The organism is Variovorax sp. Varisp85 (assembly GCF_047304045.1).
Taxonomy (GTDB): Bacteria; Pseudomonadota; Gammaproteobacteria; order Burkholderiales; family Burkholderiaceae_C; genus Variovorax.
In genome coordinates, this window is sequence record NZ_JBGLYN010000100.1 from 1 (window position 1) to 19,169 (window position 19,169).

21 protein-coding genes and 1 riboswitch are annotated in these 19,169 nt (G+C 66.4%); of the genes, 18 read left to right on the forward strand and 3 right to left on the reverse strand.

The annotated features are described in order from the left end of the window. Positions 1–52: 52 nt before the first annotated feature. Complete coding sequence (locus tag ACCC97_RS27180; protein WP_413336067.1) at positions 53–466, reverse strand: gamma-glutamylcyclotransferase; 414 nt, start codon at positions 464–466, stop codon at positions 53–55. A gap of 38 nt (positions 467–504) precedes the next feature. Here ACCC97_RS27180 and ACCC97_RS27185 point away from each other — a divergent pair, with 38 nt between their 5' ends. From ACCC97_RS27185 to arsC, 15 genes are all read left to right on the forward strand, one after another. Beyond that, entirely contained in the window at positions 505–1,428 is a 924-nt protein-coding gene (locus ACCC97_RS27185) for a DMT family transporter (protein WP_042673253.1), read from the forward strand. 155 nt (positions 1,429–1,583) lie between these two features. Continuing rightward, a complete protein-coding gene (locus tag ACCC97_RS27190; protein WP_007832487.1) occupies positions 1,584–2,027 on the forward strand; it encodes an SWIB/MDM2 domain-containing protein in 444 nt (147 codons plus the stop codon). Between the two features lie 256 nt (positions 2,028–2,283). Next, positions 2,284–2,940, forward strand: a complete 657-nt coding sequence (locus tag ACCC97_RS27195; protein ID WP_007832485.1) for a TetR/AcrR family transcriptional regulator — start codon at positions 2,284–2,286, stop codon at positions 2,938–2,940. A 143-nt stretch (positions 2,941–3,083) separates the two neighbouring features. Continuing rightward, positions 3,084–4,049, forward strand: coding sequence for a tripartite tricarboxylate transporter substrate binding protein (locus ACCC97_RS27200; protein WP_413336069.1), 966 nt, complete (start codon positions 3,084–3,086; stop codon positions 4,047–4,049). 27 nt (positions 4,050–4,076) lie between these two features. Then, the gene (locus ACCC97_RS27205; protein WP_413336071.1) at positions 4,077–4,850 is read left to right on the forward strand and encodes an ABC transporter permease; all 774 of its coding nucleotides are present in this window, start codon (positions 4,077–4,079) and stop codon (positions 4,848–4,850) included. A 38-nt stretch (positions 4,851–4,888) separates the two neighbouring features. Next, positions 4,889–5,890 carry an ABC transporter substrate-binding protein gene (locus ACCC97_RS27210; RefSeq protein WP_007832482.1) on the forward strand — a complete coding sequence of 334 codons (1,002 nt, stop codon included), beginning with the start codon at positions 4,889–4,891 and terminating at the stop codon, positions 5,888–5,890. Between the two features lie 157 nt (positions 5,891–6,047). Next, positions 6,048–6,827, forward strand: coding sequence for an ABC transporter ATP-binding protein (locus ACCC97_RS27215; RefSeq protein WP_413336074.1), 780 nt, complete (start codon positions 6,048–6,050; stop codon positions 6,825–6,827). Between the two features lie 11 nt (positions 6,828–6,838). Then, on the forward strand, positions 6,839–8,269 hold the full coding sequence (locus ACCC97_RS27220; RefSeq protein ID WP_413336075.1) for an enolase C-terminal domain-like protein: 1,431 nt from the start codon (positions 6,839–6,841) through the stop codon (positions 8,267–8,269). Between the two features lie 42 nt (positions 8,270–8,311). Next, positions 8,312–9,475, forward strand: a complete 1,164-nt coding sequence (locus tag ACCC97_RS27225) for a Gfo/Idh/MocA family protein (RefSeq protein ID WP_007832478.1) — start codon at positions 8,312–8,314, stop codon at positions 9,473–9,475. A 10-nt stretch (positions 9,476–9,485) separates the two neighbouring features. Further along, complete coding sequence (locus ACCC97_RS27230) at positions 9,486–10,673, forward strand: dihydrodipicolinate synthase family protein (protein WP_007832477.1); 1,188 nt, start codon at positions 9,486–9,488, stop codon at positions 10,671–10,673. A gap of 8 nt (positions 10,674–10,681) precedes the next feature. After that, entirely contained in the window at positions 10,682–11,560 is an 879-nt protein-coding gene (locus ACCC97_RS27235) for a sugar phosphate isomerase/epimerase family protein (protein WP_413336078.1), read from the forward strand. A 194-nt stretch (positions 11,561–11,754) separates the two neighbouring features. Beyond that, a complete protein-coding gene (locus ACCC97_RS27240) occupies positions 11,755–12,846 on the forward strand; it encodes a DNA glycosylase AlkZ-like family protein (RefSeq protein WP_413336079.1) in 1,092 nt (363 codons plus the stop codon). Positions 12,847–12,950: 104 nt separating this feature from the next. Then, positions 12,951–13,114, forward strand: a riboswitch (FMN riboswitch). A gap of 95 nt (positions 13,115–13,209) precedes the next feature. Next, positions 13,210–13,722 (forward strand): 6,7-dimethyl-8-ribityllumazine synthase, encoded by a 513-nt coding sequence (locus ACCC97_RS27245; protein WP_007836561.1) that lies wholly within the window; start codon positions 13,210–13,212, stop codon positions 13,720–13,722. Positions 13,723–13,754: 32 nt separating this feature from the next. Next, positions 13,755–14,438 carry a glutathione S-transferase family protein gene (locus ACCC97_RS27250; RefSeq protein WP_413312501.1) on the forward strand — a complete coding sequence of 228 codons (684 nt, stop codon included), beginning with the start codon at positions 13,755–13,757 and terminating at the stop codon, positions 14,436–14,438. Beyond that, on the forward strand, positions 14,435–14,815 hold the full coding sequence (gene arsC / locus ACCC97_RS27255; RefSeq protein ID WP_413336081.1) for an arsenate reductase (glutaredoxin): 381 nt from the start codon (positions 14,435–14,437) through the stop codon (positions 14,813–14,815). The genes ACCC97_RS27250 and arsC overlap by 4 nt, the downstream gene beginning before the upstream one ends. 4 nt (positions 14,816–14,819) lie before the next feature. Here arsC and queG read toward each other — a convergent pair whose 3' ends face one another. Then, on the reverse strand, positions 14,820–15,893 hold the full coding sequence (queG, locus tag ACCC97_RS27260; RefSeq protein WP_413336082.1) for a tRNA epoxyqueuosine(34) reductase QueG: 1,074 nt from the start codon (positions 15,891–15,893) through the stop codon (positions 14,820–14,822). Here queG and tsaE point away from each other — a divergent pair. The 3 genes from tsaE to ACCC97_RS27275 all read left to right on the forward strand — a co-directional run bounded on the left by tsaE (position 15,879) and on the right by ACCC97_RS27275 (position 18,310). Beyond that, complete coding sequence (gene tsaE, locus ACCC97_RS27265; protein WP_007836569.1) at positions 15,879–16,385, forward strand: tRNA (adenosine(37)-N6)-threonylcarbamoyltransferase complex ATPase subunit type 1 TsaE; 507 nt, start codon at positions 15,879–15,881, stop codon at positions 16,383–16,385. The two genes, queG and tsaE, sit on opposite strands and share 15 nt — an antisense overlap. Next, complete coding sequence (locus ACCC97_RS27270) at positions 16,382–17,869, forward strand: N-acetylmuramoyl-L-alanine amidase (RefSeq protein WP_413336084.1); 1,488 nt, start codon at positions 16,382–16,384, stop codon at positions 17,867–17,869. Before tsaE ends, ACCC97_RS27270 begins: the two co-directional genes overlap by 4 nt. 150 nt (positions 17,870–18,019) lie before the next feature. Then, positions 18,020–18,310 (forward strand): glycine zipper domain-containing protein, encoded by a 291-nt coding sequence (locus tag ACCC97_RS27275; RefSeq protein WP_413336086.1) that lies wholly within the window; start codon positions 18,020–18,022, stop codon positions 18,308–18,310. Positions 18,311–18,370: 60 nt separating this feature from the next. On the opposite strand, the gene ACCC97_RS27280 is transcribed toward ACCC97_RS27275, so the two are convergent. Further along, positions 18,371–19,030 (reverse strand): DedA family protein, encoded by a 660-nt coding sequence (locus ACCC97_RS27280; RefSeq protein WP_007836574.1) that lies wholly within the window; start codon positions 19,028–19,030, stop codon positions 18,371–18,373. Between the last annotated feature and the right edge of the window lie 139 nt (positions 19,031–19,169).

A 19,169-nucleotide genomic window follows, 5' to 3' on the forward strand; every position in this document is an offset into this window, starting at 1 on the left:
ATATTGAGAAAAAATATTGCAGCGCAACAGTCGTGGATTTCGCTATGCGCAATCAGTCTTTCGGTTGTGAAAACCAGGCATCGCCGCGCGCCGCATGTGCGATCCAGTCGCCGCTTTCGATCACACGACGGCCCGCGATGCGCGCTGGATGGATCTCGTAGACCAGGCAGTCGAACCAATGGCTGCCAACCTCCACCCGCACCTGTCGTTTGATGTACTCACCCGAGCCGTCGGCAGCCACCTCTTCGAGCACATCGAGCGCCGCCTCGACGGCGGGCTCGATGACGTAGACCTCGCCCCTCACACGCCGCGTCCCACCCAGCACGACGCCCGGATAGGCGCCCAGGTCGTACAGCGTGCCGGCGATGCCCGCCTCGCCGATCCACACCGGCGCGGGCCGGTAGCGCGCGATGTCGTTGCGCCCGCCGCGGCGCAGCGTGCCGTAGACAAAAACGTGGGGCATCATCGAAATCGCTTTCTCCGCAATTACATGGCTTCAGTCTATTGAACTCCGCTACCCCTGCATCAGGCCGCCTCGTGGCCTACGGCTGCCTGGCCTTGAGCATGTCGCTCGTCGGCGGCTACGTCGCCCTTTCCAAACCCCTTGTTGCGGCCTTTCCGGTGCTGCTGCTTGCTTGGCTGCGCTTCGGCATCGCCGCGCTGGCCATGCCGCATTGGCTCAAGCGCGCGACCGACGAGCCACCGATGGCGGCGCGCACGCGCTGGCTGGTGTTCCTCGAGTCCTTCCTCGGCAACTTCATGTTCTCGATCTGCATGCTGTTCGGCGTAAGCCTGACGAGTGCTGTGTCCGCGGGCGTGATCATGGCGTCGATCCCCGCATGCGTGGCCGTCGCGAGCTGGCTCTTCCTGCGCGAACGCATCACCGTGCGCATCGGCCTGGCCATCGGCTGCGCCGCGCTCGGCATCGGCCTGCTCGCGTTGTCGCCAGCGCACGCGCAGGCATCGCCCGCCTCCACGCAATCGTCCATGCCCTGGCTCGGCAACCTGCTGGTGTTCTGCGCGGTGCTGTGCGAGACGGCGTATGCGGTGATCGGCAAGTCGCTCACGGGGCGGCTGGGGCCCAAGCGCATCGCCTCGCTCATCAATCTCTGGGGCTTCGTGCTCTCGATGCCCTTCGGCATCTGGTTCGCGCTGCAGTTCGACTTCACCTCGGTGCGCTTCGGCACCTGGGCGCTGCTCGTGGCCTACGCGCTTGCCGCGAGCATCTGGACGGTGTGGCTCTGGATGACCGGACTTCGCCACGTACCAGCCGCACAGGCGGGCGTTTTCGCCGTGATGCTGCCCGTGAGCGCGGCCCTCGTGGGCGTGCTCGTACTGGGTGAAAGCCTCTCTTCGCCACAGCTGGTTGCGTTCGTGATCGCGCTCGTGGGCGTGGTGCTTGCAACGTGGCCCGGTCGCCGAACGTGAAAAAGCGCGCTTCTCCCCTCTGAAAAAACAACAGCTCCCAATGAAAAAAGCGCTTTTTCCCTTGGAAACGCGTTTCTTCTCATTTAGCATCCGCATTGCCACTGGAGACGCAAGTTTTTCATTGGTGAACGTTCAACCAAAAAAGGAAATCAACCATGGCAACTGCAAAGAAGGCTCCGGCCAAGAAAGCTCCGGCAAAGAAGGCCGCTCCCGCGAAGAAGGCTGCGGCTCCTGCAAAGAAGGCCGCTCCGGCCAAGAAGGCAGCGGCACCCGCCAAGAAGGCTGCTCCTGCAAAGAAGGCTGCTCCGGCGAAGAAGGCTCCTGCAAAGAAGGCCGCTCCCGCCAAGAAGCGCACCCCCAACGCTGCGTTCATGAAGGCCCTGACCCCCAGCCCGGCCCTGGCCGCTGTGGTCGGTTCGACGCCTCTGCCGCGCACCGCTGTGGTGAGCAAGCTGTGGGACTACATCAAGAAGAACAACCTGCAAGACAAGGCCAACAAGCGCAACATCAACGCCGACGCCAAGCTGAAGGAAATCTTCGGCAAGCCGCAAGTGTCGATGTTCGAGCTGGCCGCGCTGATCGGCAAGCACGTCAAGTAAGCGCTCGGGAGCTTCGCGCTCCTGAATCAAAAAGCCCGCTCTGCGGGCTTTTTTTTCGCCTGCAGCGCCCGCGCTCGGCCCTGCGAGTGCCGCTGCTTCGCCGAGCGCGGGATCCGACCCGGCACTCGACGATCAGGTGGCCCGCGGGTTGTGATGTACTCATGAGAAGTAGAACCTCAGCTGCAATGTCTTCGGCAATTCTCTGTGCCCACTCCAGGCGCCTTGCGTTAATTCACCAATTGGTTAAATTCTCGCCATGAAGGCCCCCAAGGAACCCACGCCCGAAGCGCTCGAGCCCCGCTCGCGCGACGCAGACCGTTCGCAGCTCGCCATCCTCGCGTCCGCACGCGACGAGTTCGCGGAGCGCGGCCTTGCCGGTGCGCGCATGGACAGCATCGCCGAGCGCGCAGGCCTCAACAAGCGCCTCATCTACTACTACTTCGGCAGCAAGGACGATCTGTTCCTCGCGGTGCTGGAGCGCGTCTACGCCGACATCCGCGCGGCCGAGCAGCGCCTGCACCTCGACGAGATCGAGCCGGTCGAGGCCATCCGCCAGCTGGTGTCGTTCACCTGGCACTACTACCTCGAGCACCCCGAGTTCATCACGCTGCTCAACAGCGAGAACCTGCACTGCGCGGCACACCTGAAACGCTCCGAACGCATCCAGGAAATGAACTCGCCACTGGTGCAGCTGCTCGACACGGTGCTCGAGCGCGGCCGCCGCGACAAGCTGTTCCGCGCCGGCGTGGACCCGGTGCAGCTGTACATCTCCATCGCGTCGCTCTGCTACTTCTATCTCTCGAACAACCACACGCTGTCGGCCATCTTCGGGCGCGACCTGCGCGCACCCAAGGCAATGGCGCAACGCCTCTCGCACATGACCGACCTCGTGCTGGGCTACGTCCTGCACTGAGCCTCAGCGCACTTTCGCACACCCCGGGTATTCACTAGGCAGCAGCCGTTGACGCTGCGGCGCAGCCGTTTCTACAATGAATAATTCACTCAATGGTGAATTGATCGATTCGAGAAGACGGCCCGACCGCGCGGAGACATTCCATGAAGTTCCTTGCCTCGCTGACCTGCGTCCTTGCCCTGCTGCCGTGCGTGGCCTCCGCGCAGGGCGCCTACCCCAGCAAGCCGATCCGAGTGGTCGTGCCCTTCGCGGCCGGCAGCACCACCGACATCATTGCGCGTGCCATCGCCGACAAGATGAGCCTCAGCATGGGCCAGGCGCTGGTCATTGACAACCGAGGCGGCGCGAGCGGCACCATCGGCCAGCAGGCGGTGGCCACGGCCGCGCCCGACGGCTACACAGTGATGATCCACTCGTCGTCGCATACGGTGAGCCCCTCGACCTTCGCCAAGCTGCCCTTCGACACGCTGCACGACTTCGCAGGCGTCACCCCCATCTCGTCGCTGCCCAACGCGCTGGTCATCTCGCCCACGAAGAACATCAAGACGCTGCCGCAGCTGCTTGCCGCCGCGCGCGCCAAGCCCGGCAGCATGAACTTCGCCTCTGCCGGCCAAGGCAGCGCCACGCACCTGAACGCCGAGAAATTCAAGATGGCCGCGAAGATAGACGCCACCAACATCCCCTTCAAGGGATCGGGCGAGGCCGTCACCGAGGTGCTCTCGGGCCGCGTCGACTATTACTTCTCGCCCATCGCACCGGTCATCGGCCAGATCAAGGAAGGCCAGCTGCTGGCGCTGGCCGTCGGTTCGCCCAAGCGCGCCGCAGCCCTGCCCGACGTGCCCACGACCACCGAAGCCGGCGTGCCCGGCTCCGAATTCAACTTCTGGATCGGAATGATGGCGCCCGCCAGGACCCCGCGCGACATCGTCGAGCGGCTGAACGCCGAAGTGGCGAAGGCGCTGGCCTCGCCCGAGGTGAAGGAGCGCTTCGCCAAGCTCGGCGCCGATGCATGGACGCTCAAGCCCGAGCAGTTCGACGCCTACATCAAGGAGGAAATCGCCAGCAACGCGCAGCTCGTGAAAGCTGCCGGCCTGTCGGCGCAGCAGTAGACGCGCACGCACGCCTCGGTACCCGCCATGTTCCGCAAGCTCCTGCTCTCTCCGGCCCTGCGTCCTTTCATCCTGATCCTGTTGCTGCTGGTGCTGTGGGACCTGGCAATCCGCCTCTTCAGGATTCCGGCCTACCTGATCCCGCCGCCGTGGGAGGTCGTGAAGCAGCTCGTCGTCGAATGGCCGCGCCTGCTCGGCGAGAGCTGGAAGACCACGCTCGCCACGCTCGGCGGCTTCGGCCTGACGATCCTGATCGGCATTCCGATCGCGATGGTCATCGCCTACTCGCGCGTCGTCGAGTCGTACGTGTACCCGCTGCTGGTGTTCTCGCAGAGCATCCCCAAGGTGGCGATCGCGCCGCTGTTCGTGGTGTGGTTCGGCTTCGGCATCTTCCCGAAGGTGATCAGCGCCTTCCTGCTGGGCTTCTTCCCGGTGGTGGTGTCCACGGTGATGGGCTTCAAGTCGGTCGAGCCCGACATGCTCGACCTGGCCCGCTCGATGGGCGCGAGCCGCCTGCAGACCTTCTTCAAGATCAGCCTGCCGCAAGCCATGCCCGCGATCTTCAGCGGCCTGAAGGTGTCGGTCACGCTGGCCGTGGTGGGTGCGGTGGTCGGCGAGTTCGTCGGCTCCAACTCGGGCATCGGCTACGTGCTGCAGGTGGCCAACGGCAACTTCGACCTGCCGCTGATGTTCGCCGCGCTGGTCGTGCTGTCGAGCATCGGCGTGATTCTTTTCGTCGCCGTCGACCTCATCGAGCGCGTGATGATTCCGTGGCACGCCTCGCAGCGCCACGCCCAATGAGTTCCTTCGCCAAGCCAACAACTCCCGGAGACAAGACCATGAAGAAGCTGCTTCCCTCGCTGCTCGCCGCCGCAGCGCTCGTCACCTTCGCTATCGCTCCCGCCCACGCGCAGGCCGACAAGCCCAAGGACAAGGTCACGCTGATGCTCAACTGGTACCTCTACAGCGAGCACGCGCCCTTCTTCCTCGGCAGGGAAAAGGGCTTCTACGCCGACGAAGGCATCGACCTCGAGATCCAGGAGGGCCGCGGCTCCGCCGTCACCGCGCAGGCGGTGGCCGCCAAGTCGGCCACCTTCGGCTACATCGACGTCACGACCATGATCAAGGCCGCCGCCAAGGGCGCGCCGCTGAAGTCGACCGGCGTGCTGTTCCAGGTGAGCCCGATGTCGGTCATGGGCTTCACCGAGAAGAACATCAGGGTGCCGAAGGACATCGTCGGCAAGACCGTGGCCGTCACGCCCGGCGATTCGATGTCCCAGATGTGGCCGCTGTTCCTCAAGGTCAACAACATCTCGCCGGACCAGGTGAAGATCGTCTCGGGGGACGCCCAGACCAAGCTCAATGCGGTGACCAACGGCCAGGCCGACCTGCTGCTGGGCTACGTGATGGACCAGGCGATCAAGCTGCAGGACGCCACCGGCAAGCCCGTGACGCCGATCCGCTTTGCCGACTCCGGCGTGAACCAGATCAGCTCCGGAATCATCGCCAACAAGAACCTTCTGACCGAGAACCCCGACCTCGTGAAGCGCTTCATGCGCGCCTCGACCAAGGCCGCCGAAGCCGCCGAGAAGAGCCCCGAAGCCGCTGTCGATGCGATGCTCAAGGCCAACCCTAAAGCAGGCGTGCGCGACACGCTGATCGTGGGCATGAAGCAGAGCGTGGCGCTCTATCACACGAAGGAAACGGCCAACCAGCGCCCATTCCGCGTCGCGATGAAGAACGTGAACGACTCGCTCGACCTGCTGGTGCAGTACGGCGGCATGGATCCGTCGACGCGCGGCAAGCCTGAGGACTACGTGACCCTCGACTTCCTGCCGTAAGCAGGCTCGCCCCCAGGCTCCACGCACTTCGTGTCGCTTCTCCTTCCCCCCTACCGGGGGCAACACCTGCGGCCCGGCAAAGCCGGTTCCGCGGTGTTCCCCGAAAAGACCTCAGCATCCCGCCGCCTCGTCCGCTTCCGTCCTTTAACTACTCTCCATGTCCACTGATGTCCTGATCGAGGCGCGCGGCGTCTCGAAGACCTACCAAAGCAAGGACGGCCCGGTCGAGTCGCTCAGGCCTCTAGCCTTCTCCGTCAAGGAAGGCGAGTTCATCTCCGTCGTCGGCCCCTCGGGCTGCGGCAAGAGCACGCTGCTGAAGATGGTGGCGGGCCTGCTGCCCATCAGCGGCGGCGAGCTCACGCTGGCGGGCAAGCCGATCAAGGGGCCGCAGAAGGACGTGGGCATCGTGTTCCAGAGCGCGGTGCTGCTGCCCTGGCGCAGCGTGGAAGACAACATCCTGCTGCAGGCCGAGATGCGCCACCTGCCCAAGGCGGCCTCGCAAGCCCGCGCACGCGAGCTGATGGAAATGGCTGGCCTCAAGGGCTTCGAGGGCAAGTACCCCTGGCAGCTCTCGGGCGGCATGCAGCAACGCGCCTCGATCTGCCGCGCGCTGCTACACGACCCGTCGGTGCTGCTGATGGACGAGCCCTTCGGTGCGCTCGACGCGATGACGCGCGAGAAGATGAACCTTGAGCTGCAGCGCATCTGGATGGCGTCGAAGAAGACGGTGATGCTGATCACCCACAGCATCCCCGAGGCGATCTTCCTGTCGGACCGCGTGATCGTGATGAGCGAGCGGCCAGGTTCGATTGCCGCTGTTTACGACATCGACCTGCCGCGCCCCCGCACGCTCGACATGATGGGCTCAGCCGAGTTCGGCGCGTACACGAAGCTGGTGCGCGCGCATTTCTTCTCGCAAGGCATCCTGGACCACTGAAGGCGCCGGCCATGGATGCAATCCGTTTTCATGTCGAGGAGATCCGCTTTGCCGAGCGCGACGTGGCGCTGCGGCTGCCGTTCCGCTTCGGTGCGGCGACCGTCACGGCCTGCCCGCAGGTCTATGTGAAAGCCCGCATCCGCTTTTCAAACGGCCGCACGGCCGAGGGCTGCGCCGCCGAGATGATGGTGCCCAAGTGGTTCGACAAGAACCCGGCGCTCACCAACGAACAGAACTTCGAGCAACTGCGCTTTGCGCTGCGCGATGCGCGCGAGGCCTATATCGCCGAGCCCGATGCGCAAACCGCGTGGACACACTTCGCATCGAACTACGCGGCGCTGCAGGCGCGCGCCAAGGCCAAGGGCCTGCAACCGCTGGTGGCCAGCTACGGCCCTGCACTGATCGACCGCGCCCTGCTCGACGCGCTGTGCCTGCGCAGTGGCGTGAGCTTCGCGACGGCCATGAGCGGCAACCTCTGCGGCCTCGACATCGCAGGCAGCGGCCTCGCGGATGACCTCACCGGCTTCGACATGTCGGCCTTCCTGGCGAAGCAATCGCCGCGCACTCGCATCGCGGCACGCCATACGGTGGGCCTGGCCGATGCCATCGACGACTACGACGCCCTGCCGGACGCCCCCGCCGACGGCCTTCCGAGGACTCTCGAAGCCGCCGTGCGCCGCTACGGCCTCACGCACTTCAAGCTCAAGCTGTGCGGCAACACCGCACAGGACATCGCGCGCCTCCAACGCATCGCCCACGTCATCGACGAGCACGCGCAGTTGGTGACGCTCGATGGCAACGAGCAATACGCCGACGCCGATGCGTTCGCCACCTTCCTGGACCGCATGCTGTCCACGCCCGTGCTCTGGAAGCTCGCGCAGAAGACGGTCTTCGTCGAACAGCCGATCCGCCGCGACGCGGCGCTGCAGCGCGACGTGTCCGCGCTGGGCAAGCGCATTGCGCTGCTCATCGACGAATCGGACGCCACGCTCGATGCCTTCGTGCAGGCCCGCGCGCTGGGCTACACCGGGGTGTCGAGCAAGAGTTGCAAGGGTTTCTACAAGTCGGTCGTCAACGCGGCGCGCTGCGCGCAGTGGAACTCGACCGATGACGCCGCACGCTACTTTCTCTCAGGCGAAGACTTGACCATGCAGGCCGGCCTGGGCGTGCAGCAAGACCTGGCACTGGTCGCATGGCTCGGGCTGTCGCACGTCGAGCGCAACGGCCACCACTATGTCAACGGCCTGGCCGCGGCGCCTGAAGCCGAACAGCAGGCCCTGCTGCGCGCCCACCCGGGCCTGTACGAACTGAGCGACGGCGCTGTGCGCCTCGCCATCCGCGAGGGCCAGCTCGACCTGTCCTCGCTTACCACCGCGCCCGGCTTCGCCACCGGCAGACCCGGCGCCGGCATCTCCTGGGACGCCATGCGTTCCGTCTACTGAAGCCAACTTCTCAATCTCTCTCGCATCTCAAGGAAGAAAACGATGGCCACCCAACGTCTAGGAATCATCATGCACGGCGTCACCGGCCGCATGGGCATGAACCAGCACCTGATCCGCTCGATCTGCGCCATTCGCGCGCAAGGCGGCGTGACGCTGTCGAACGGCGACAAGGTCATGCCCGACCCGATCCTCATCGGCCGCAACGCCGAGAAGATGGAAGCGCTTGCCAAGGCCCACGACATCGCGCGCTGGGGCACCGATCTCGACAAGGCGCTCGAGAACAAGGACGACACCCTCTTCTTCGATGCCGGCACCACGCAGATGCGTCCCATGCTGCTGGCCAAGGCCATCCGCGCCGGGAAGCACGTGTACTGCGAGAAGCCGATCGCCACCAACCTGAACGAAGCCGTTGAGATCGCGCGCCTGGCCGAAGGATCCGGCTTGAAGCATGGCGCGGTGCAGGACAAGCTCTTTCTCCCGGGCCTGCGCAAGCTCGACATGCTGCGCCGCGCCGGCTTCTTCGGCCGCATGCTCAGCGTGCGCCTGGAGTTCGGCTACTGGGTGTTCGAGGGCGACCTGCAGCCCATCCAGCGCCCGAGCTGGAACTACCGCAAGGAAGACGGCGGCGGGATGATCCTGGACATGATGTGCCACTGGCGCTATGTGCTGGACAACCTGTTCGGCGAAGTGAAGTCGGTGAGCTGCCTGGGTACCACTCACATCCCGAAGCGCTGGGACGAAGCCGGCAAACCCTACGAAGCCACCGCCGACGATGCCGCCTATGCCACCTGCGAACTCACGGGCCACAACGGCGAGCCGGTGATCGCGCAGATCAACATGAGCTGGGCGACGCGCGTGCGCCGCGACGACCTCGTGACCTTCCATGTGGACGGCACCGATGGCTCCGCCGTCGCGGGCTTGTCGAGCTGCCGCGCGCAGAGCCGCGTCGCCACGCCGCGCCCGGTGTGGAACCCCGACGAGAAGCAGACCATGAACTTCTTCGACCAGTGGCAGGAGATTCCGGATTCGCAGGTCTACGACAACGGCTTCAAGATCCAGTGGGAGCACTTCATTCGCCACGTGGTCGAGAACGAGCCTTACAAATGGACGCTGCCCGAAGGCGCCAAGGGCGTGCAGCTGGTCGAGGCCGCACTCGAGTCGTGGAAGGACCGCCGCTGGGTCGACGTGCCCGCGCTGAAAGTCTGAGGCAGGCAGCATGGCACTTTCACTGACCCTCCCCACCGCGAGCGGCACCCTCGCGCCCTTCGCCCTGCGCGGCAGCGCACCGGTCAAGCCCGATGCGTGCGTCAAGTTCAACCGCATCGCCTACTCGGCCGCGCACGTCGTAGCCGACCCGCTCGCGGCCATCGACCCATGGCTGCAGTGCGCGGTCGACTGGGACACCACCATCGCCTACCGCCGCCACCTGTTCTCGCTGGGCCTGGGCGTAGCCGAGGCCATGGACACCGCGCAGCGCGGCATGGGGCTCGACTGGCCGACCTCGCTGGAGCTGATCCGACGCTCGCTCGATGCCGCGAAGGACGTGCCGGGCGCGCTGGTCGCTTCGGGTTGCGGCACCGACCACCTCAACATCGACGACGTGAAGAGCGCCGACGACGTGATCCGCGGCTACGAAGAGCAGATGGCCGCCATCGAGGCGCTCGGCGGCAAGCTCATCGTGATGGCCAGCCGAGCGCTGGCCCGCGTGGCCAAGAGCCCGGCCGACTACGAGCGCGTGTACGACCGCATCCTGCGCCAGGCGAAGCAGCCGGTGGTGCTGCACTGGCTCGGCGACATGTTCGACCCGGCGCTGGCCGGCTATTGGGGCACGAAGGATGTCGATGCAGCGATGGACACCGCCGTGGGCATCATCGCGGCGCATCCAGGCAAGGTCGACGGCATCAAGATCTCGCTGCTCGACAAGGACAAGGAAATCGCGATGCGCCGGCGGCTGCCCCAGGGCGTTCGCATGTACACGGGCGACGATTTCAACTACGCCGAGCTGATTGCGGGCGACGGGTTCGGAAATGAGCCGACGCACGGCCAGAGCGACGCACTGCTTGGCATCTTCGACGCCATCGCTCCCGCCGCGAGCGCCGCGCTGGGCGCACTGGCCCAGGGCCGCACCGAGAAGTTCCACGCGATCCTCGGCCCCACGGTGCCGCTGTCCCGCCACATCTTCGCGGCGCCCACGCGCTTCTACAAGACCGGCGTGGTATTCATGGCCTGGCTCAACGGCCACCAGAAGCACTTCACGATGGTGGGCGGCCAGCAGAGCACGCGTTCGCTGCAGCACTTCGCCGAACTGTTCAGGCTGGCCGATGCGGCGAACCTGCTGGAGCAACCCGAGCTGGCCGTTCGGCGCATGAAGACGCTGCTGGCACTGCACGGCGTGGAAGGATGAGCAAGGCCATGCGCGATTTCTCGCAGAACCACGACTGGCTGTCGATCAACACCGCCACCATCCGCAAGCAGTCGGGCTTCGAGGTGCCGCTCGACCGAATCATCGACCAGTGCGCCGAACGCGGCATCCGCGCCATCAGCCCCTGGCGTGACCAGGTGACGGCTGTCGGGCTCGACAAGGTGGCCAAGCAGCTGAAAGCGCACGGCATCGGCCTGTCGGGCTACTGCCGGGGCGGCTTCTTTCCCGCACCCGACGCTGCAGGCCTGAAAGCTGCGCTCGACGACAACCGCCGCGCCATCGACGAAGCGAAGACGCTCGGTGCACCCTGCCTCGTACTCGTGGTCGGCGCGTTGCCCGGTGCGCTCGAAGGCAAGGCCGCCTACAAGGACATCGGCCGCGCGCGCGGCGAGGTGCACGACGGCATCGCAGCCTCGCTCGAATACGCCCGCGAAGTCGGCATGCCGCTGGCCATCGAGCCCCTGCACCCGATGCAGGCGGCCGACCGCGCGTGCATCAACACGCTGGAACACGCGCTCGACCTGTGCGACGAACTCGATGCGGGCAAGACCGGCATGCTCGGCGTGGCCCTGGACATCTACCACGTGTGGTGGGACCCGAAGCTGCAGCAGCAGATCGCCCGCGCCGGCCGCGAACGGTTGCTGGCTTACCACGTCTGCGACTGGCTCACGCCCACGCGCGACCTGCTCTCCGACCGCGGGATGATGGGCGATGGCGTGGTCGAACTGAAGAAGATCCGCGGCTGGGTGGAGGACGCGGGTTTCGCTGGGTTCAGCGAGGTCGAGATCTTTTCGAACCTCGATTGGTGGCAACGGGCCGGCGAAGAGACGCTGGATGTTTGCATCCAGCGGCACAAGCGGGCCGTCTAGGCGCTCGGGTTCTGCTCCGCTAGCGCCGGCAGTCCAACCGCTCTGCTGAACGCTCACGCCGGCGGGGTGCCTTGCGCAGCGAAATAAAGGGGGAGGCCGAAGGCCGGAGGACATTCGCGGAGCAAGGCACCCCGTCGGCGTGAGCGCGCCCTGAACACCTCGCGAACAGCAGCCACCTGTGCTGCAATTCGCCCATGGCTGCCACGACCCTCGACGACCTGCGCCGATACGCAATAGCGCGCACCCTGTTCAAGCCGACCACGCTGCCGGGCGCGATCCGCCGGCTCGGCTTCGTGCAGGCCGATCCGATCCGCGCACCGGCGCGCGCGCAAGACCTCACCCTGCGCCATCGCGTGAAGGACTACCGCGCAGGCGATCTCGAGAACCGCTACACGCGGCTCGCCATCGAGGAAGACTGCCTCGTCAACTACGGCTTCCTGCCGCGCGAGCACCTGGCACTGATGCATCCGCGCGAAGCCAAGCGCGCATGGGACACCGACACGCGGCGCAAGGCAGCCGATGTGCTCGCCTACGTGCGGGAACACGGCCCCGTGCACCCGCGGCAGGTGGAACAGCACTTTGCACACGGCCGCATCAAGAACTACTGGGGCGGTTCCAGCAACGCGACCACGCACCTTCTCGACGAGATGCACTACCGCGGCATGCTGCGCGTGGTGCGGCGCGACAGCGGCACGCGCGTCTATGAAGCCGTGACGCACCAGCCCGCCGACGACAGCCCCGCCGGCCGCGCCCAACGCGCCGCCGCACTGATCGAACTGGTGGTGCGCAAGTACGCGCCGCTGCCGGCCGCGAGCCTGACGTACCTCGTGCGGCTGCTCGGCTATGGTGCGCCGCACCTGTCGCAGCAGACGCAGGCGGCTCTGCGCATCGCCCGCGAAGAACTCGCGAGCTGCCGCATCGACGGCACTACGTGGTACTGGCCCGCCGACGAGAACCCCGTCTCGCGCCGGCACGCCCCCGACGACGCGGTGCGCCTGCTGGCGCCGTTCGATCCGGTCGTGTGGGACCGCCGCCGCTTCGAGTTGCTCTGGGACTGGACGTACAAGTTCGAAGCCTACACGCCGGCGCCCAAGCGCCAGTTCGGCTACTACGCGCTGCCGATGCTCCTGCACGACCGAGTGATCGGCTGGGCCAACGTGACGGCGCCCGAGGGCCGGCTGCAGCCGGCTTTCGGCTACGCCGGCAAGAAGCCACGCGACGCGGCCTTCCGCGCGGCGCTGGACGACGAACTGCACCGCATGACGCAGTTCCTGGCCGGGCGCTAAGTCCGGACAAAATCCCCTTATGCCCGAAGGTCTGGCGCGCGGGCGACAACCGCGCGCGGCAACGGGCTTCTAGAATCGCGCCGTTGTCCGGTTCGCCGGACGGCAAGCGTTCTCAGGGCGGGGTGCAATTCCCCACCGGCGGTGATGGCGGCGTAAAAAACCGCACAAGCCCGCGAGCGCCCGAGGCTGCGCAAGCAGGCCTAGGGGTCAGCAGATTTCGGTGCGATTCCGAAGCCGACGGTCACAGTCCGGATGAAAGAGAGCGCGAAATGCGGGCGAGCCCGCGCGTTCTGCCGTGAGCGCGCGGCCTGCCTTGCGGTTTCGTGCGCCCTGATTCAGGAAACCTGCTTTCAGAGGCACACCATGAGTCAGATCAACGACCTTCCCCTCTCCGCCATCACCGCGTCGAATGCATCGCGTGGCGAGCGCATCGCCTTCGTCGAAGCGCAATGGCATTCGGACATCGTCCACCAGGCACGCGACGCCTTCCTTGAAGAAATGGCGCGCCTTGGCGTGGCCCGCGAACGCATCGACATCTTCGACGTGCCGGGCGCCTTCGAGATCCCGCTGCACGCCAAGCGGCTCGCCAGCTCGGGCAAGTACGCGGCCATCATCGGGTGCGCGCTGGTGGTCGACGGCGGCATCTACCGCCACGAGTTCGTGGCGAACACGGTGGTCAGCACGCTGATGTCGCTGCAACTGGAAACCGACGTGCCGATCTTCTCGGCCGTGCTCACGCCGCATCATTTCCACGAGCACGTGGAGCACCGCAAGTACTTCCACCGCCACTTCGCGGTCAAGGGCACGGAAGTGGCCGAGGCCTGCTTCAAGACGCTCGAAGGGCTGAAGAAGGTCGACGCGCTGCTGGCGGCGTGACAACAGGCGCAAGCCTGCAGTAATCTGGGGGGATGAGTTCTTCATCACCATCCCCCAGAGAAGACCGCTACACCCTCTACGGAGCGCCCGGTTCGGGCGCCACCCCCATACACGCCGCGCTGACGCTGATCGGCGCGCAGGTCGAAACCGTCGAAATCTCCCCCTGGGAAAGCGAGGCCGAGCGCGAACGCATGTCGAGCATCAATCCGATGCGGCAGGTGCCCGCCCTCGTGCTGCCTTCGGGCGAGTTGATGACCGAGAGCGCGGCCATCCTGATCTGGCTCGGCGACCGCTACCCCGAGGCCGGGCTCTGCCCCGCGCCCGGCGATCCGCTGCGCGCGCGCTACCTGCGCTGGATGGTTTACCTGTCGGCGTCCATCTATTCGCTGTTCTGGGTGCGCGACGAACCCACGCGCCTCACGCCCGACCCGGCCGCGCAGGCCGTGATGCTCGAACGCACCGCCGAGCGCATCGCGCACTGCTGGCACCTGATGGACACGCAGATCGACGAGCCCGCGCCCTACCTGCTCGGCGAGAAGCTGAGCATGCTCGACCTGTACGTGACCGTGATGTCGCGCTGGACGCCGCAGCGCACGCGCTTCTACCGCGTGGCGCCGCGCATGGCGCGGGTGGTTCGCCTCGTGGATGCCGATCCCCGGCTGGCAGACTTCTGGGCGGCGCGCTTTCCCTTCACCACGACCCCTTCGACCCCATGACCGCACGCACGCCGACCACCGCCTATCCGATGACGATCTATCACAAGCCCAACTGCAGCACCTCGCGCAACGTGCTGTCGCTGATCCGCGAAAGCGGCGTGGAGCCCGAGATCGTGCTGTACTTGGAGACGCCGCCATCGAAGAAGAAGCTGCGCGAGCTGGCGAAGGCGATGAACATGGGTGCGCGCGATCTGCTGCGCGCCAAGGAAGCGCCATACGAAGAACTGAAGCTGGCCGATCCGAAATGGACCGACGACCAGCTGCTCGACGCCATCGTCGAGCATCCGATCCTGCTGCAGCGGCCCATCGTGGTGTCGCCGCGCGGCACGCTGATGTGCCGGCCGTGGGAGCGCGTGCGCGAGATCCTGCCGGCCTGAAGTGTCAGCCCGCGGCCTGCTGCGCCAGGCCCCACGCAACATGCTCGCGCACGAGTTCGCTCGAATGCCCGGCGCGTGTCGCCAGCGCCTCCAGCGCACCGGCCTCGCCCGCTCTCGCCGCATTGCCCAGTGCCACGGCGATGTTGCGCAGCCAGCGCTCATGCCCGATGCGGCGAATGGGACTGCCCTCGGTGCGGCGCAAAAAATCTTCTTCCGTCCACGCAAAGAGCTCGGCCAGCGTGCGTCCCGTGAGCCCTTCGCGCGCATCGAAGTCGGGCAGCTCGCTCTTCTTCGCGAACTTGTTCCAGGGGCAGATCAGCTGGCAGTCGTCGCAGCCGTAGATGCGGTTGCCCATCAGGGGGCGCAGCTCCACCGGAATGGGCCCGCCGTGCTCGATGGTGAGATACGAGATGCAGCGCCGCGCATCCAGCCGCTGCGGCGCGACGATGGCTCGCGTGGGGCAGATGTCGATGCAGGCACTGCAGCTGCCGCAGTGCGCCGTGACGGGCTCGCTCGGCGGCAGTTCCATGTCGACGTAGATCTCGCCCAGGAAGAACATCGAGCCCGCGTTGCGGTCCAGTATCAGCGTGTGCTTGCCGCGCCAGCCCTGCCCGCTGCGCGAGGCCAGCTCGGCTTCGAGCACGGGGGCCGAGTCGGTGAAGGCGCGGTGGCCGAAAGGCCCGACCTCTTGCGCGATGCGCTCGGCCAGTTTTGCGAGGCGGTTGCGCAGCACCTTGTGGTAGTCGCGGCCGCGCGCATAGACCGAGACGATGGCTTCGCCGGGCCGCGTGAGGCGGTCGAACTCGATGGCCTGCCACTCGGGCTCGGTGCTGCGCGGCAAATAGTCCATGCGCGCGGTGATCACGCTCACCGTGCCCGGCACCAGTTCGGCCGGACGGGCACGGCGCGTGCCGTGTGTTGCCATGTATTGCATCTCGCCATGGAACCCATGGGCCAGCCATTGCATCAGACCGTCCTCGGCGCTCGATAGATCGACGCCCGCGATCCCGATTTGGGAGAATCCGAGCTCCCGGGCCAAAGCCCGAATACGAACAACGAGTGGATGGCTGACGATCACTTGCCGATTGTAGAAACGCACAAGAACACCCGCATCCTGCGCTGGTGCAGCGAAGCCGACACCGACGCCTTCGCGCGATCGCTGGCCGCTTCGCCCGCATTGCGCGACGCCTTCATCGCGCTGCAAGGCGACCTCGGCGCCGGCAAGACCACTTTCGTACGCCACCTGCTGCGCGCGCTCGGCATCGCGGGCCGCATCAAGAGCCCCACCTACGCGGTGGTCGAGCCCCACGAAGCGCCCGACGGCCTGCAGATCTTCCATTTCGACTTCTACCGCTTCGCCGATCCGCGCGAATGGGACGACGCCGGCTTCCGCGACATCTTCGCAGGGCCGGGCCTCAAGCTGGCCGAATGGCCGGAGAACGCCGCGGGCCGCACACCAGTTGCCGACCTCGCTATTAAAATAGAAGCAATGACCGACGACACACGCAGCGTGACCCTCCTCGCGAACACCCCTCGCGGCAGCGATCTGCTGGCGCGCACCGCCGCATGAAGGGGCGCGGCCTGAAACGGCGCGTGCTGCTGCAGGGCGGCAGCATCGCGCTGATGCTCGGCGTGCACCAGATCGCACGCGGCGCCACCATCCTCGCGGTGCGCGTCTGGCCGGCGGCCGACTACACGCGCGTGACCATCGAGTCCGATGCGCGGCTCAGTTCGCAGCAGCTCGTGGTCGGCAGCCCGCCGCGCCTGGCCGTCGACATCGAAGGCATCGAGCTCAGCCCCGAGCTGCGCGAACTGGTCGGCAAGATCAAGCCGGGTGACCCGTACATCAACGGCCTGCGCGTCGGCCAGAACGCGCCGAAGGTGGTGCGCATCGTTTTCGACCTGAAGCAGGCCGTGGTGCCGCAGGTGTTCTCGCTCGCGCCCGTGGCTGCATACAAGCACCGGTTGGTGCTCGACCTGTATCCCGAGCAGGCGGTCGATCCGATGGAAGCGCTGATCGCCGAGCGCCTGCGCGATGCGCCCCGCGGCGGCAACAGCAACAACAGCTCCGCAGCCGTGGCCGGCGCACCGCCCGCACCGGCACGCCCCGCCCCGCCGGCCGTCGATCCGCTGGGCGACCTGATGGCACAGCAGGCGGTGCGTCCCGGCCCACCCGCACCGCCGCCGCCCGTGGTGACCGGCAGCGAGCGCCCGACGGGACTGCCCGTGCCCCTGAGTCCCCCGCCGCCTGCGGTGGCCGCGGCACCCGCCAGGCCCGTCGCGCCGCCGGTAGCCGCCGGACGCGGTGACGCCACGGCGAGCCGCACCGACCGCATCATCATCGTGGCGCTCGACCCCGGCCACGGCGGCGAAGACCCCGGCGCCATCGGCCCCAACGGCACGCGCGAGAAAGACATCGTGCTGCAGGTGGCGCACCGGCTGCGCGAGCGCATCAACGCGAGCAGCGTGAACGGCAGCCCGATGCGCGCGTTTCTCACGCGCGACGCCGACTTCTTCGTGCCGCTGGGCGTGCGCGTGCAGAAGGCGCGGCGTGTGCAGGCCGACCTGTTCGTGAGCATCCATGCCGATGCCTTCACCACGCCCGCCGCGCGCGGCGCCAGCGTGTTCGCGCTGAGCCAGAGCGGCGCGTCGAGCAGCGCGGCGCGCTGGCTCGCCAACAAGGAAAACGACGCCGACAAGGTTGGCGGCGTGAACGTCGGCAATCACGAGGCACAGGTACAGCGCGCGCTGCTCGACATGAGCACGACCGCGCAGATCAACGACAGCCTGAAGCTCGGCGGCGCAATGCTCGGCGAGATCAAGGGCATCGGTGCGCGGCTGCACAAGGGGCAGGTCGAACAGGCCGGCTTCGCGGTGCTGAAGGCGCCGGACATCCCGAGCGTGCTGGTGGAGACCGCCTTCATCAGCAATCCGGAAGAAGAAGCCAACCTTCGCCGTGTCGACTACCAGGAGAACCTGGCCGATGCGCTGATGCGCGGCATCCAGCGCTATTTCGCCCAGAACCCGCCTCTGGCACGCAGCCGGCAGCTCTGATCTCGCGCTGCGGCTTTTGTAAAGCCAAAGCACGCCTTCCGTCCCACGCCGTGCGGCCCGCTACACCGCACAGGCAGGTGCGGCAGGCTCCTACACCGGGGCACCGCCTTGCGGACATGATGAATCATCACTCCTCGAAAGGTGGACATCATGAACACACGTCTCTGGATCGCTGCAGCCGCAGCCACTTCGGTCATGGCGATTGCAGGCTGCGCGAGCGGCCCTAACCAGAATCTCGGGACCGGGGTAGGCGCCGTAGGCGGCGCGCTGGTGGGCAATGCCATCGGCGGCAACACCGCAAGCACGGTGGGTGGCGCGGCCATCGGCGGCATCATCGGCAACCAGATCGGTCGCAGCGCCGACGAGCGCAACTACTACTACAACCAGCAGCGCTATCCGCGGGGCAGCGGCTACTACCCGGGCAACGGGCCGAACTACTGATAACAGCCTGAACGACAAAGCGCGCCGATTGGCGCGCTTTGTCGTTGATGGAGCAAGTCGTCAGGCCCGCGCCGCGCGCTCCTTCTCTGCCTTCGATGCACGCCACGCGCCAAAGATCGCGAGCAGGCCGGGCACGAAGATCAGCGCCCAGATGATCTTGTCCAGATGCTGACGCACGAAGGGCAGGTTGCCGAAGAAGTAACCCGCGGTCGCGATGCCCAGCACCCAGAGGAGCCCGCCGATCACGTTGTACATGGTGAACTTCGCGCGGCTCATCTCGGCCACGCCGGCCACGAACGGCGCGAAGGTGCGGATGAAGGGCATGAAACGCGCAAGGATGATGGTGATGCCGCCATAGCGCTCGTAGAAGCCGTGGGCCTGGTCGAAGGCCTTGCGGTTGAAGAAGCGCGAGTTCTCCCACTGGAACACCTTCGGCCCGAAGTAGCGGCCGATCGAATAGTTGCACTGGTCGCCCAGGATGGCCGCGGCGATGAGGATCCCGCAGGCCAGCGGAAAGCTCATGAGCCCCACGCCGCACAGCGCGCCCACGATGAAGAGCAGCGAGTCCCCGGGCAGGAACGGCATCACCACCGCGCCGGTCTCCACGAAGACGATGAGGAACAGCAGCGCATAGACCCAGGGCCCGTAGGCAATGACGAAGGCTTCGAGGTGCTTGTCGACGTGAAGGATGAAGTCGACGAGAAAGCTGATGATTTCCATGGGGGCGGATTATCCTTGCTGCCACCGAACGCCCTGCCAATCACCCCATGCCGCACATACGCGCTGCCAACAATGCGGGCCAGCGCCTGAACGAGCACCGCTTTTAGAATGCCCCGGTGAGCGCCCTCCCCACTTCCAT

Bases quoted from the DNA above. Each gene is read 5' to 3' on its own strand.
- ACCC97_RS27195 (WP_007832485.1), top strand. From the start codon at position 2,284: ATGAAGGCCCCCAAGGAACCCACGCCCGAAGCGCTCGAGCCCCGCTCG.
- ACCC97_RS27180 (WP_413336067.1), bottom strand. From the start codon at position 466: ATGATGCCCCACGTTTTTGTCTACGGCACGCTGCGCCGCGGCGGGCGC.
- ACCC97_RS27280 (WP_007836574.1), bottom strand. From the start codon at position 19,030: ATGGAAATCATCAGCTTTCTCGTCGACTTCATCCTTCACGTCGACAAG.
- ACCC97_RS27200 (WP_413336069.1), top strand. From the start codon at position 3,084: ATGAAGTTCCTTGCCTCGCTGACCTGCGTCCTTGCCCTGCTGCCGTGC.
- arsC (WP_413336081.1), top strand. From the start codon at position 14,435: ATGACCGCACGCACGCCGACCACCGCCTATCCGATGACGATCTATCAC.
- ACCC97_RS27225 (WP_007832478.1), top strand. From the start codon at position 8,312: ATGGCCACCCAACGTCTAGGAATCATCATGCACGGCGTCACCGGCCGC.
- ACCC97_RS27230 (WP_007832477.1), top strand. From the start codon at position 9,486: ATGGCACTTTCACTGACCCTCCCCACCGCGAGCGGCACCCTCGCGCCC.
- ACCC97_RS27245 (WP_007836561.1), top strand. From the start codon at position 13,210: ATGAGTCAGATCAACGACCTTCCCCTCTCCGCCATCACCGCGTCGAAT.
- ACCC97_RS27250 (WP_413312501.1), top strand. From the start codon at position 13,755: ATGAGTTCTTCATCACCATCCCCCAGAGAAGACCGCTACACCCTCTAC.
- ACCC97_RS27275 (WP_413336086.1), top strand. From the start codon at position 18,020: ATGAACACACGTCTCTGGATCGCTGCAGCCGCAGCCACTTCGGTCATG.
- ACCC97_RS27235 (WP_413336078.1), top strand. From the start codon at position 10,682: ATGCGCGATTTCTCGCAGAACCACGACTGGCTGTCGATCAACACCGCC.
- ACCC97_RS27190 (WP_007832487.1), top strand. From the start codon at position 1,584: ATGGCAACTGCAAAGAAGGCTCCGGCCAAGAAAGCTCCGGCAAAGAAG.
- ACCC97_RS27215 (WP_413336074.1), top strand. From the start codon at position 6,048: ATGTCCACTGATGTCCTGATCGAGGCGCGCGGCGTCTCGAAGACCTAC.
- ACCC97_RS27240 (WP_413336079.1), top strand. From the start codon at position 11,755: ATGGCTGCCACGACCCTCGACGACCTGCGCCGATACGCAATAGCGCGC.
- ACCC97_RS27270 (WP_413336084.1), top strand. From the start codon at position 16,382: ATGAAGGGGCGCGGCCTGAAACGGCGCGTGCTGCTGCAGGGCGGCAGC.
- ACCC97_RS27205 (WP_413336071.1), top strand. From the start codon at position 4,077: ATGTTCCGCAAGCTCCTGCTCTCTCCGGCCCTGCGTCCTTTCATCCTG.
- tsaE (WP_007836569.1), top strand. From the start codon at position 15,879: ATGGCTGACGATCACTTGCCGATTGTAGAAACGCACAAGAACACCCGC.
- ACCC97_RS27210 (WP_007832482.1), top strand. From the start codon at position 4,889: ATGAAGAAGCTGCTTCCCTCGCTGCTCGCCGCCGCAGCGCTCGTCACC.
- ACCC97_RS27220 (WP_413336075.1), top strand. From the start codon at position 6,839: ATGGATGCAATCCGTTTTCATGTCGAGGAGATCCGCTTTGCCGAGCGC.